The sequence below is a fragment of the Rouxiella silvae genome (assembly GCF_002093625.1).
Lineage (GTDB): Bacteria > Pseudomonadota > Gammaproteobacteria > Enterobacterales > Enterobacteriaceae > Rouxiella > Rouxiella silvae.
This window is the reverse complement of record NZ_MRWD01000011.1, coordinates 70,600-84,238: the sequence shown is the minus strand read 5'-3', so window position 1 is coordinate 84,238 and position 13,639 is coordinate 70,600. Positions and strand designations below refer to the sequence as shown.

Sequence of the window (13,639 nt, the reverse complement as noted above, 5' to 3'; positions counted from 1 at the left end):
AACTCAATAATGTCGCCACCAGTGAAAATAGTCACTCTGTTGCAATGGACGCGACTCATGAAAATTTCTTCGATAACCACATCCTCAGAAATGTCTGCTGCGGTATCCTCACTTGCCTGTTGTCACGCGCCACCACGTTTAATGGTGGCAAATATCTCCGGTGTATCACAAAGTTACCCACAGCCCACGCTCTCTGCGTCCGAAAATAATTCACGCCAGTCAACAGTAAAATCTTTTACAACAATGATAATGGATCGCTACAGAATTACGCCAAAAGAGATCCATTGGGTACAAGAAAACTGGCGTCTGGTCAATCATGAAAAATCTCTGGAACTCCGAGTGGCGGAGCTTGTGCAGCGGAAAGGCTGTCCGGACTTGCAAGCAAAACCGCTGCTGGCCATTCTGAAACGGATTGGCGTGGAGGTGGAAATTGCAACGGTAAGTAAAGCGTTGGCGCCCCTTAGGGTGGTGGTTAGCTCAAAATTAAGAGATTGGTTAGCAGACAGATGGCATTGGATTGAGCAGGGGGGCGCTCTGGAAAACCGGATGGAGGCGCTGCTTCGCCAGGAAGGATGCCCGCCATTGAAGGCGCCAGAGTTGCAGGCGGCACTGTGTGAGAAAGGAATTCATGTGGCGGCTAGGGCGATAAACTTGGCAATGGCAAACATTCGCACAGTTGTCCCGCCAAAAATGAGCCAGTGGGTGATGGAAAACTGGCATCTCGTCTGCTTAGTAACGCCTAAAGAACGGCAGGTTGAGGCACTGCTGCGCCTGAAAGAATGCCCAACCTTTACGCCGCCGCAGCTGAGGTCCGTCCTTCAAAGATTAGGTGTCAGAGTCAGAGTTGAATGCATATCGCAGGTGATGGCGGGGCTCCACGTGGTTGTCGAACCAGAAATAAAAAAATGGCTGTTGCAAAACTGGCTGTGGTTCGACAATAACTCGATGATTAGACCAAGATTGGAGAGGCTGCTCCGCGTGGAAGGGGGGCCTGCATTCACGGCGCTACAGCTGTGGTCCTGCCTGCGCAGCGTTAACGTCGAAGTCACCCTAGTGATGATAAATAAAGTTATGACAACCCACAGGCAACAGCAGCGAGCTGATTCTGACGGTAGGCTGAAGGTATTTTACCCGCGCCTGCCGCTCCCGTCCCTTTCTTGTTCAGAGGATATCGACGATAACTTCGAGACAGAATTCAATCAGGCCATATTACGTGAACTGCATTCTGGGCGGGGGTCTCCGGGCAGTGTTTTTGCTCCCTCGCCGCCACCGATGCAGCATCCCGCACCTGATGACGTGATTAGGTCTGCGAAACGGATGCGAAACGAAAATACGACAGCATGAGTACCCGACAGCACTGTTTCTCGAGCACTGTGGGTCAATGACCAGAAAACAGGCTGTAGGTTGGCACGATGCAGAATTGCTGAACGTAATAAGATTTGAACCGAGAAGCGGCGGCTGATGCATTATCGCTAAAAGTGGGCTATTTATTAATGACCTCCCACAGATGGAAATGCATTACATGGAAAATCCAACGCTGCTGCAATTTTTTCACTGGTATTACCCTGATGGCGGAAAACTCTGGCCGGAAGTTAGCGAAAAGGCCGAGTGGCTGGCCTCTATCGGCATTACCATGGCGTGGCTGCCACCGGCCAGCAAAGGGGAGTCGGGCGGTTACTCGGTGGGGTATGACACCTATGACCTGTTTGACTTAGGGGAGTTTGATCAAAAAGGCAGCGTCGCCACCAAGTACGGTGATAAGGCACAGTTCGTTGCCGCGGTTGAAACGCTTCGCGCTCACAATGTGGGCGTGTTGCTCGACGTGGTGCTCAACCACAAAATGGGTGCCGACGAAAAAGAGCAGATTAAAGTCAACCGCGTCTCTGAGGAAAACCGTGAAGAAATTGATGAAGAGGTGATCGACGCCGAGGCGTGGACGCGTTTCACCTTTGCCGGACGCGGCGGACAATACTCTGAATTTGTTTGGGATTATCATTGCTTTAGCGGTGTGGATCACATTGAAAACCCTGATGAACAGGGCGTATTCAAGATAGTAAACGACTACACGGCCGAAGGCTGGAACGTGGAAGTTGATGATGAGTTTGGCAACTTTGACTACCTGATGGGCGCCAATATTGATTTTCGCAACAATGCCGTCAGAGAGGAGCTCAAATTCTGGGCCCGCTGGGTGATTGAACAGGTTCCTTGCAGTGGATTTCGTCTTGACGCGGTGAAGCACATTCCTGCGTGGTTCTATAAAGAGTGGATCGACAGCATTCAAGAAGCCGCGAGTGAACCGATGTTCATCGTCGCCGAGTATTGGTCATTCGAAACGGACAAGTTGCAGCAGTATATCCATCAGGTTGAAGGCAAGACCATGCTGTTTGATGCCCCTTTGCTGCTTAACTTCCATAATGCCTCCAAAGGTGGAAAAGACTACGATTTGCGCACCGTGTTTGACGGCTCGTTGGTGCAGGCCGATCCTTGGCATGCGGTGACTATCGTGGCCAACCACGACACCCAACCTTTGCAGTCTCTCGAAATTCCGGTCGAACCCTGGTTCAAACCCTTAGCCTATGCGCTGATTCTGCTGCGCGAGCAGGGCCTGCCGGCCATTTTTTATCCTGACCTGTTTGGCGCAAGCTATGAAGACAGCGGCGACGACGGCAATACCCACCAAATTGAGCTCAACAAAGTCACAGAACTTGAAACCCTGATAAGCGCGCGCCAGCAGTATGCATGGGGAGTGCAAACCGATTATTTGGATGATCCGCACTGTATCGCCTTTGTACGCAGTGGAACGGCGGAAAAACCTGGCTGCGTGGTGGTGATGTCTAACGAAGGCGACGGCGTTAAACACATCATTCTTGGTGATGAGTTTGCTAATAGCCAGTGGAAGGACATCACCGGCAATGTCGATTCTGCGGTGCAGTGTGATGACCAGGGCGCCGCTGAGTTTCGCAGCAACGGCGGCAGCGTTAGCGTATGGGTGAAGGAAGGGGCATAGCACGTTGCGCTACCTCAACGAGGCAAGATACTGTGATACAAGTGCATGAATCAATGCCTTTTTGAGGTAGACTACTTCAACATTTTTGCAACAATTCTAAGGACAGCACACCATGACAACTGCTTTACGCGTTGGGATTATTGGCTATGGCTTTGCCAGTAAAACATTCCATTCTCCATTGATTTCCGGCACGCCGGGCTTGGAGCTGGCGGTGGTGTCGAGCAGTGATGCGACCAAGGTGCATGCGGACTGGCCGTCAGTGAAGGTTGTCGACTCACCGCAGCAGGTTTTCGATGACCCAACTGTTGATCTGGTGGTGATCCCGACACCAAATACGACCCATTTCCCGCTTGCGCAGCAGGCGTTGGAAGCCGGTAAGCATGTGATAGTCGATAAGCCGTTTACCGTAACGCTGGGTGAAGCGCGTTCGCTGAATATTCTGGCGCAAGAAAAAGGAAAACTGCTTTCAGTCTTTCACAACCGCCGCTGGGACGCCGATTTTTTGACCCTTAAGGCCTTGATAAAAGAAGGGTCACTCGGTGAAATCGTCTATTTTGAATCTCATTACGACCGCTTCCGTCCACAGGTACAAACGCGCTGGCGTGAGTCGGCGGAGCTGGGCAGTGGAATTTGGTACGACCTGGGTTCACACCTGTTAGACCAGGCGATTGAGCTGTTTGGCGTACCTGATGCTATTCAATCCGATCAGGCGATGCTGCGACCGGGTGCCAAGGCGGTGGACTATTTCAACACCGTATTAACCTATCCTCGCCGTCGCGTTGTGCTGCACGGCACCGTGTATGCGGCGGCTGAAACCGCACGTTATATTGTGCAGGGTGAAAAGGGCAGTTACATTAAGTACGGCCTTGACCCGCAGGAAGATCGCCTTAAAGCCGGCGAGCGTTTGCCGCAGCCTGACTGGGGTTACGACATGCGTGACGGCGTGGTGACGCTGAGTCACAACGGAGTGATGGCAGAGAAAAGCCTGCTGACTATTCCAGGAAACTATCCGGCTTATTATGCTGGAGTGCGCGACGCCATCAACGGGCAGGGTAAAAATCCGGTGACCGCCGAGCAGGCTATTCGCGTGATGGAGTTAATTGAGTTAGGAATACAATCGGCACAGCAGCAAAAGACAGTGTTGATTCCCCATTCCTGAAAATTGTGTCAATGCCTATATTTCGATAATGTGTTAAATTAAAGAGGATATAGGCAATGGCTAAAAAACGACCTTTAAAACAGAGTGTTATTCAACCTTAACTCGAATTTATCGGTCGAAAGTATAACTTAGCTTTAATTATTTCGACATAATCCCGAGCGCTTACTCATTTGTATATTGTTCACTTAATCTATTGGCTGCCTCATACGAGGAATAACCGACCAGGGCATCCGACTCGAGGCCTACACTCCATGGTATTTTAAAATCCCCAGCCTTCAGCATATGGTCTGCTATTTTAAATCCTAGTGTAACGCCAGAATCAACAACCAAGCCAGCAAGGAGATTTGCCGGTATTGAGGAAGTGATTGCATCTCTTTGTTCTTCGCTATCAGCAACTGACAACTTTACTATATCCTTAGCAAACGTTAATGAAGCGGAGAGAGCAATTTCCCTCAGTATCAAGGCAATTCCAGAGCCAGGAACAAAATATGACAACCCAAGACCTGCCGCGATGAATAGGCCATCAATAAGACCGTTAAGATAATATTCACCTCTTGTAGAGATTTTACTCTTTATATCTTTTTCCGCACGATCCAGCAGAGTAGTTACAGTATCCTGTCCTATATCATCCATGCCTTTAAAATTCAGCGGGGATTGTTTAGGGGCAAAAGATTCAGGCACGAAGCGGATTTTGCGATAAGTATCTTCCAGAAAAGATTCGGCTCCATTTTTGTATCTCTCCTGCATATCCACCTTCAGGTGCTTAAGAAGCCATTCGTGTATATTACTACTCTTTCTGCCATTATCTGTATCGGAGAATGTTATGCTTGTGCCCACAGCATCCCAGGCAAGAACTTTTTGCCCGACACGAAATGCGACTATTTCTGAAAAGTCCCCCCCGTCATCATGGGCTAGCTGAAATGGTTTAATTTGTCCATCAAGATACTTATCAAGTTGCGGTTTAAAAATTGCGAACTCAGGATTATCGGCTAATGCGCTGGCTGTTTTATAAAAAGAAAGCTTATAGAACTCTGCTATTGTCTCCTTTTTGGCACTGTCAGACTTGATGCCGTTCAGGTGCGTCATGTATGCATCCTGGATGCGGTCAGGGAGTGGCTTACCTTTTGTACTGGAAACATTATACCCGTCACTATCCATATAGGGACTGGCGTCATCCAGCAATTCCTTTCTAAATGCAACTGTCTGAGGACTGGTGTCGTATCCCTTTCTCTCACCTTTCCATTCCGGGAACTTATCATAATAATTGAATTTACCCGTAGCTAGGTCAATCAGTTTTACCGCGACGGCGCCTCCACCCGGTGCAGTTCCGTTTCTCATAATAATTTTACTGTCAGGGGATGTCAGACCGTCACGTATGGCCGCATCTGGATGCCTGTCAATAATTCCCTGTATATAGCTACGAATAAACTCGCCAGTGTTCAATTCACTGCCCATTCTGGTCACTGCGCCGCTGTTTATCATCTCTAGCCATTTGTTCACTTTGCTTGCAATGAAAGCATGTGTCCAATTTCCTCTCGTGCTGTTAATTCGATTCTGCTCTGCGAGCCGATTCTGTTCTGCAAGCCGGTTCTGCTCTCTGCTATCAATCAACTGTTTAACTTCGTTTCCCTCAACTTTTTTAGGTTGTACATAATTTGTTAATAGGGAGGCTAGGCTTCGTTCTGGTCGACTTTTTACAGCAGCATCTGTCGCACGTCTTACACGTCCCGCTCTTTCTTGCTCCGGTGCATTCTCCTGCAACCCCACAGAGGGATCTGCCGCCAGCGTTGAAATAAGAGGGTGCCTCTGGTTCGCTTCCAGAAGGAGGGTCTTCATCGACCCGTCAGCATCTTTGTAATGACTCAGACGCTGACCAGGACCCACATTAATCCCTTTAGTGATGCCATCCTCTCCGGTAATGATATGCAACTGTCCGGGTCCGGTCATGACTGGGTTCGTCTCGTCCGGCACATCATTTTCGCCTCGCTTTTCCCTTATAGCCGGATTGATGGCGGCCGCAATCCCGGCACCCGCCGCTGCGCCAGCCACTACCGGCAGGGCCAGCATCAGCCATTTCTTCAGGTCATTGCCCTCCCGGCTTAACGGCTCAGTGGTGGAGGCGTATACCCCCGCCCGCGACGGGGTCAGTCGCACTGTCTGAGTGTCACTTTCCCCGTTAATATCTGTCGCTGTCGTGCGCATTGTCACCGCAGACGTACTTTCTTTCCTCCCCTTCAGGCCCGGTATGCCCTCCCCGGAAAGCAGCAGGAACATCACCGACAGCAGCGCGCCCGACGCCGCACCCGCCGCCGCCCCTGTCGCCAACTGCCCCGCATTCAACTCTTGCTCAATGACAAACATGCCCAACGCCTTCTCCTCCGGCGTCAGCTCCACTTCTTTGGTGAAAAGTTTCATCATCTGGTTTCCCGACCAGCGCACAACTTCCGACAGCCCGTCTGACGCCGCATTTCTCACCAGCGTGGCCAGCTCGCCCCTGGCGCTCACCAGGTTGGGTTTCGTGCTGGTGGCCAGCCGTGTCAGGGCTTCTGTCGCAAAGTGTACCAGTGACCCCATGTCCGTCAGTTTGAGCTCCAGGGGCAGGGCATGCAGAGTATTGGTCATCTCCTTAAGTTGTCCCTTCATTATCTCTGCAGGTGATACCCCTTCCTCTACCAGGGTTTTCTTTACATTCTCGTGGAGGCTGGCTTGTCGAGCAAAGACCTGAGACACCTCGTCCGGTGACAATGCGCCTAGCGTGGCCGGATTTTTCAGGCTATTCAGGTCAGACTGCACCAGCTCCAGCTCCTCGCTCAGACGCATTCGGCTTTCATCGGTCTGCATGTTGACGGCAACCTTCATTGCATCCAGTTCGGCCTGCAACACATTCATCAGGCCGCTAGCGTCTCCGCACTGCTCCTGCAGCCTCCCCAGTTTTTCCTGCAGGGCCAGGACTGCCTTTTGTCGCGATACCAGCGTGTCAACAGAAACAACCTCACGACTGTTGCGCAAAATATCTGTGAGCAGAACATTCTGCATCTGAATGTCACTCCCTAGCGCCTTTCGTTCACCCAGGTCCATGGCGCGGATTTCTTTCCATGCCTCATTCAGGGCCGGAATGTACGGCAGGGCAGCGGCCATTTGACGCAAAAATGGCGAATCGCCCGCGTATGACTGCAGCGCATCGCTGAGAGGCTCAAGCAGTTTTCGGGCCTGTACGGTGTCTTCCTGCTGTATTGCTCGCTTGATTTCCAGTATTGCACGAGGCTCCAGCACGGCGTGCATCAGCACCTTGTCCACGGCGGTCAGTTTCTCAGGGTCTGCCTGCGCATACGCATTCAGCCACTGCGCCGTATTTCCCCCAAAGTTTATCGGCACATGATTCCCCCCAGACTCTTGAACACCATCGCCACGGTGGCCAGCAAAGTTTCAACGGTGGCATTCTTATAATCGTCAGGATTATTTTTGACATCCTCCTTAATGAAGGAGAATACGTCACGATAAAGCCGAACGGGGTCACTGACAGACTGCCCGGCTGAATAGGCGCTGAGCCGAAAAGCGTTAGCCTTTTTCAATACCAAATAAATGGCACTTGCCGCATCCGTGGCCACACCGAAGGTTTTCTTCAATGTTTCGATAGATATATTTTTCACTACCGTCAACGATTTGCCAGTGTCAATCAGCTTCAGTGCCTCCCAGAGCTTTCCCGTGGTGCCAGATGCCGTTGCCACGCCCCCAAGCCGGGACAGGGTCGTGTTGTCTTTCAACAGGGAGCCGACGGCCCCAAGGTTAACATTCAGGCTGATGTCTGCCCGGGTGACCATGTCTGAAAGGCCGGGCATCGTCTTGAGCGCCAGCAGCCACTCTGCAGGCGTGCCCTGAGCCGGAAAACGGGCCAGAGGCTGCGCATACTGCAGCAGATGTGTCTGTACGTATCCGGCTTCCTCAGCGTTAAGCCCCAGAGTTTGCGTAAGCCATTGATTGTCGGCCGTGGCCAGCGTTTCACGTAATGAATCGTTGGTCAGGGCGGCTTTCAGCCACTGCAGGCAGGCGACTTTGTCATCCGTTTTCGGCCATTCCGGTAGCCCTTTCGCTTGCAGCTTTCCAGACTGCACCCCTGCGGCTATTTTTTCTCCGACCTTTAGCAGAAGAGACAGCTGTTCCGGCATCACCTTGTCTATCAGGGACCGGACCAGCTCCTGGCCCGTTATGCTGCTGTTATTCCACTGCTGCAACTGATTACCCAGCTCAAGCAGAGGCAGCATCGCCTGGCCGGCGGAGGCCAGCCCTGGAAGGGTGCCTAATTTTGCCACCGGCGCTTTCAACCCACTCAGGTCAGAGGAAGCCAGCCCCATGTGTAATACATCCGCTACGTCACAAAGAATGTCTGTGCCTTTGAAAACAACAGAGCCAGGACAGGCAAGCTTCAGGCTGTTTCGGGCGGTATTCAGCGCCTCTGTCAGTCCCTTCAGGCGGTCGGCCAGGTTTCCGTCCCCGGATAAAAGCGCGGTTCGGGCTTCGCGGATTAACGTTATCACCGGCACAAATGTTTCGGCGATACGGATGTCCATGCCGGTCAGTTTCAAACTCGTTTCAAGCAGAACATCGAGGGTCATTTGTTTCAGGCAGTCCTTCATGACGTTCTGCAATGACTGGCCGGACGAAACGGAGAAGTCAGGTGTTGCGCAGGGAGCGGCTTCTGGCACGAGCTGCGCAGAGATAAACGACATCAGCTGTTTTGCCTGAAGTGTAGACAGATGTTTTGCACTCATGTGCAAGGACTGCCCGGTGTCTTTCTTGAATTCTTCGCGGAACTCATCATTGCCCAGAACACCCTCCAGAGTCTGGCAAAACGCCTCATCTTCCTGCCAGCCCTTTCCCTGAGTCATGACCTGGTGCAGCTGCTTTAGGGTATCGTGAGTGACACGTTCAGGGAGGCTTTGCTTTGGGGTACGCTGAGCGTCCAGTACGGAATTGAGCTTATGAAGACCCAGCCGCTGGGAGAGGGAGGAGGAGGAATGCACACAAACACCTTATAAGGTAAATAGAAAATCAGTTACCGCGATGATGGATGATGTGGTCAGGGGGGGCTTTGGTAAATGGGCGAAAAATTATGTTTTTTGTACAATTGGTTGTGAGGTTATCAGGGGGAACAAAGTGATGCGCTGTCTAGAGTTGGCAATCATCCCAGACATATTTGGGTCATGGCTGATTTTGATACTCAGCCCCTGCAGGCACAGGGGCTGCAAAAGAATTCCACCACTTCTAGTGGAATACTAAGGTTGTTATGCAATCTAGACGCTGAAAAATTACCCTTCGACTTTCACGCGGATACGCTGCTTGTCGGCATCGCTTAGAAACGCCATGCTCAGGCCGTTTAACTGCGCCTGACGTATTTCTGCCGCCGTCAGTCCCGCAGCCGGTGCAGCAACTTTATATTCGTGCGCAATCTCAATGCCTTGCACCGCCGGATCGTCAGTATTGATTGAGGCCAGTACGCCGTGGCGCAGGAAGGTGGCCAGCGGATGCTTATCAAGTGACGAAACAGTGCTGGTCTGAATGTTCGAGGTCAGGCATGACTCGATGCCAATCTGATGCTTGGCCAAGAAGTCCATCAGCTCAGGGTCTTCTGCGGCTTTTACGCCGTGGCCAATACGTTCGGCACCGAGTTCGCGAATGGCCTGCCAGATACTTTCTGGACCTGCCGCTTCACCGGCATGCACGGTTATGCGCCAGCCCGCATCACGACCGCGGTTGAAGTGGTCGAGAAACAGGCTGCCAGGGAAGCCCAGCTCGTCACCGGCCAAATCCAGCGCGGTAATGCCGTCTTTATATGCCAACAGGCCGTCAAGCTCTTGAAGACAGGCTTCTTCACCAAAGGTACGACTCAAAATCCCAATCAGGTTCACATCAATGTCGTGGTCACGGCAGCCGCGGCGTACGCCGTCGATCACGGCTTCAACCACGCCCGCCACCGGGAGTTTATGGTTCATCGCCATGTAATAAGGTGAAAAACGCAGTTCGGCATAGTGGATACCGGCTCTTGCCGCATCGGCAACATTTTCCTGGGCAATACGGTGACAAGCGTCCAATGAGCCTAATACTGCCACGCCCCAGTCGAGTTTTTGCAGGAAACTCACCAGATCTGGTGCCGTTTCCATCACCTGCACATGTGGGCGTAAAGCTTCGAGTTCGTTGGCGGGCAGAGAAATATTGAATTGACGACCTAAATCAAGAATAGTCTGGGCGCGAATGTTGCCATCGAGGTGGCGGTGAATATCAGTGAGGGGAAGACGAGAGTCAATCATTGGCAGCACCCATTTTTTATAGTAGATAAAGTGCAAACTATTATAGCGTTTTCAAGCGCTGCTGGCACGGCGTTCTGGTTTGACTGCTGATATTGTATGCCATACGGTCACAGGAAGTTGGACAAGGTCTTTGAATTAAGCAAAAATCCTTGCCCGAGTTGAATTGGCCTACCGCAACGGCGTTTCTCTCACCGCGTGAATGCCGGCAATGAGCTTATCCATGCCTTGTTCAAGCTTTGTGCGTGAACACCCTACGTTGAGTCGCAAGTACCCCTTGCCCTCTGGCCCGTAGGTGGCTCCCGGCATAATGGCTACACCTTGTCGTTCAATTAACTCTTTTTGCAATGCTTCATCATCAACGGCCAATGGCTTCAAATCAATCCACGCCAAATAGGTCGACTGCGGCGGTTGGTAGTCTAAGGATGGAAAAGCTTGGTTAAGCCGCTGGGCAACGTAGTGGAGGTTGCTTTCAAGATACTGACGCAGCGCATCTAGCCAAGGCTCGCCCTGTCGATAGGCGGTGATATGCGCTAATACAGCCAGTACTGAGGGAGAAGAAAGTCCGTCAGTGTTTTTAAGCTGTTGCAAATAGTTTGCGCCATCCTCGGTATGACTGACCAGACCATAGGCACCGGTTAATGCCGGAATATTAAAGGTTTTTGAACCGGAAGTGACCAGTACCCAGTCCTTGCTGCCAACCTCACACCAGGGAATATGACGATTAATGCCCCACACCATGTCCATATGGATTTCATCACTGATTACCTTAACGTCGTAGCGCTGGCAAAGCTGTGCCAGCGTGTTTAGCTCGGCGGCAGTCCAGACTTTACCGGTAGGATTGTGCGGGCTGCACAGCAGCAGAATTTTACAGGTAGGGTCGGCAAGCTGTGATTCCAGCAAAGATTCGTCCATCAGCCACTGATTATTTTTTTTATGCAATGGCGAAGATATGATTTTTCTCTGATTTCCACTGATGGTTTTATAAAAAGCGTCATAGGCAGGGGTAAATGTCAGCACACCGTCACCTGGTTGACTCCACTGGCGAATAAACTGTGCCACCATGTAAATTACCGAAGGGCCATAAACCAGATTTTCCGTTTTAATGCGGCTGCTAAATCGTGTTTCGTACCAGTGCGCAATAGCGCCAAGAAAGTCTTGCTGCTGCCAGCGGCTGTAGCCAAATACGCCGTGTTGTGTACGCTGGTGCAGGGCGTCGACGATGCAGGGCGCGGTAGCGAAATCCATATCTGAGATGGTGAAGGGCAGCAGATCGGCGCGTCCGAAACGGTCGGCAACGTAGTCCCATTGGGTGCACCAGGTACCGTGGCGGTCTATTGGCGTATCAAAATCGAACATAAGTCCTCACAAGCATAAGTCCTTAAAAACTAAAGCTGGGTGAATAAACTCACCCAGCTAAACATCAAAACTTCAAACCATCAAACTGCCAGCGTAGGTGACGCTGAAGACTGACTTTCCTGACGCATCAGGTTAGCCAGTTCATCTTTCACCGACTGTACCTGTGGGCCAATAACGACCTGAAGGCTGTGCTCGTTAAGATGAACGACACCAATTGCTCGATTTGCCTTGAGAACGGCATCGTCAACGCGCGACATATCATGCACTGACAGACGCAGGCGGGTGATACAGTTGTCGAGACTGATGATGTTATCGGCACCGCCCAGCGCACTCAGAATAACCGGCACGTTGTAGCCAGACTTGCTGCCGGTATTGACGGGTGCAGACTGCGGCAGTGATTCTGATTCACGTCCTGGGGTTTTAATATTAAAGCGTGTAATGGCGAAGCGGAAAATAACGTAATATCCGGCGAACCAAATAGCGGCGACGATAGGCACTAAATACCACTTGGTAGCGGTGCCGTGCAAAATACCAAATACCACGAAATCAATGATGTTGCCGTCAGTATTGCCGATTGTTACCCCCAGCAGCGACATCACGGTGAAGCCGAGACCGGTCAGCAGTGCGTGCAATAAATACAGTGCTGGAGCAACGAACAGGAACAGGAATTCGATAGGCTCGGTGGTGCCACCGACGACACAGGCAACGACGCCCGAAATCAGCAGGCCTTTAATTTTATGACGATTTTCGGGTTTGGCACAGTGATACATCGCCAGCGCTGCACCCGGCAGTCCGCCCAGGAAGGCCGGCATTTTACCCTGTGATAAGAACTGCGTTGCACTTTCTGAAAAACCGTGGGTAGTTGGGCAGGAAAGCTGAGCCTGGAAGATGGTCAGTGCACCGCTCACTTCACGGCCACACACGTCCATCGTGCCGCCCGCTTCGGTAAAGCGAATAATCGCGACCAGAATATGCTGTAGTCCAAAAGGCAACAGCAGGCGCTCACCGGTGCCAAAAATCATTGGGCCAAATACGCCAGCGTCGTGAATCAAGCGGCCAAGAGCGGTAATTCCCGCAGCGAACCACGGCCAGATCAAAGGCACCACCAGTCCGCACAGCCCCAGCACGACTGAGGTCACGATCGGCACAAAGCGGGTCCCGCCGAAAAAGGCCAGCGCATCGGGCAGGCGGATAGTGTGAAAACGCTCGTGCAGCAGATACACAATAATGCCGACGATGACGGCACCCAAAATACCGGTATCAATGGACTGAATCCCAAGAATATTCTGTATATTATTGGCTTTAAGGATCAGCGCATCGTTGGTGGGCAGAATGCCTTTCACCGTCAAATAGAAATTGGTGCCGAGGTTAAGTACAACAAAGCCGACAAAACCGGAGAAAGCGGCGACACCTTTGTTGTCGCGCGCCATACCCAACGGAATGGCCATCGCGAACATAACCGGTAAATAGCTAAATCCAAAAGATCCGACTTTGCTCATCCAGATGAATACCAACTGGAACAGTGGATGTCCGAGAGCAGGCAATAGAGTAATGACGTCGTTACTGCTTAAGGAACTGCCGATACCGAGCATGATGCCGCAAAATGACAGCAGGGCGACCGGCAGCATAAAGGTTTTACCTAAACTCTGGAAAAACTCCCAGAGCGTAACGCGTTGATTTCGACTGGCTGGCATAAAAACTCCCTGCAAAAAAGTGGGCTGGGTGAAGTTATTCATCAAGATTGCAAATGTGTGAACGGCGATAAGATAAAACGTTTTACCTAATTAATGCGTGTCTTGGCTCACATAATTC

General features: G+C 51.4%; 8 protein-coding genes. 3 read left to right on the top strand and 5 right to left on the bottom strand.

Going from position 1 to position 13,639, the window contains the following annotated elements:
- Positions 1-57 precede the first annotated feature (57 nt).
- The 3 genes from BS639_RS06545 (at position 58) to BS639_RS06535 (ending at position 4,166) form a co-directional block, all read left to right on the top strand.
- A complete protein-coding gene (locus BS639_RS06545) occupies positions 58-1,344 on the top strand; it encodes a hypothetical protein (protein WP_139804051.1) in 1,287 nt (428 codons plus the stop codon).
- Positions 1,345-1,522: 178 nt separating this feature from the next.
- A complete protein-coding gene (gene amyA / locus BS639_RS06540; RefSeq protein WP_084982617.1) occupies positions 1,523-3,007 on the top strand; it encodes an alpha-amylase in 1,485 nt (494 codons plus the stop codon).
- A 112-nt stretch (positions 3,008-3,119) separates the two neighbouring features.
- Positions 3,120-4,166: an oxidoreductase gene (locus BS639_RS06535; protein WP_084982616.1), complete on the top strand. Its 1,047-nt coding sequence runs from the start codon at positions 3,120-3,122 to the stop codon at positions 4,164-4,166.
- Positions 4,167-4,328: 162 nt separating this feature from the next.
- On the opposite strand, the gene BS639_RS06530 is transcribed toward BS639_RS06535, so the two are convergent.
- The 5 genes from BS639_RS06530 to malX all read right to left on the bottom strand — a co-directional run bounded on the left by BS639_RS06530 (position 4,329) and on the right by malX (position 13,521).
- Positions 4,329-7,541 carry a hypothetical protein gene (locus BS639_RS06530; protein ID WP_084982614.1) on the bottom strand — a complete coding sequence of 1,071 codons (3,213 nt, stop codon included), beginning with the start codon at positions 7,539-7,541 and terminating at the stop codon, positions 4,329-4,331.
- Positions 7,532-9,187, bottom strand: coding sequence for a hypothetical protein (locus BS639_RS06525; protein ID WP_139804050.1), 1,656 nt, complete (start codon positions 9,185-9,187; stop codon positions 7,532-7,534). The genes BS639_RS06530 and BS639_RS06525 overlap by 10 nt, the downstream gene beginning before the upstream one ends.
- A 285-nt stretch (positions 9,188-9,472) precedes the next feature.
- Complete coding sequence (gene add / locus BS639_RS06520; RefSeq protein ID WP_084982611.1) at positions 9,473-10,471, bottom strand: adenosine deaminase; 999 nt, start codon at positions 10,469-10,471, stop codon at positions 9,473-9,475.
- Between the two features lie 168 nt (positions 10,472-10,639).
- Complete coding sequence (locus BS639_RS06515; protein WP_084982610.1) at positions 10,640-11,827, bottom strand: MalY/PatB family protein; 1,188 nt, start codon at positions 11,825-11,827, stop codon at positions 10,640-10,642.
- An 80-nt stretch (positions 11,828-11,907) separates the two neighbouring features.
- Entirely contained in the window at positions 11,908-13,521 is a 1,614-nt protein-coding gene (gene malX / locus BS639_RS06510) for a maltose/glucose-specific PTS transporter subunit IIBC (RefSeq protein ID WP_084982609.1), read from the bottom strand.
- Positions 13,522-13,639: the final 118 nt, after the last annotated feature.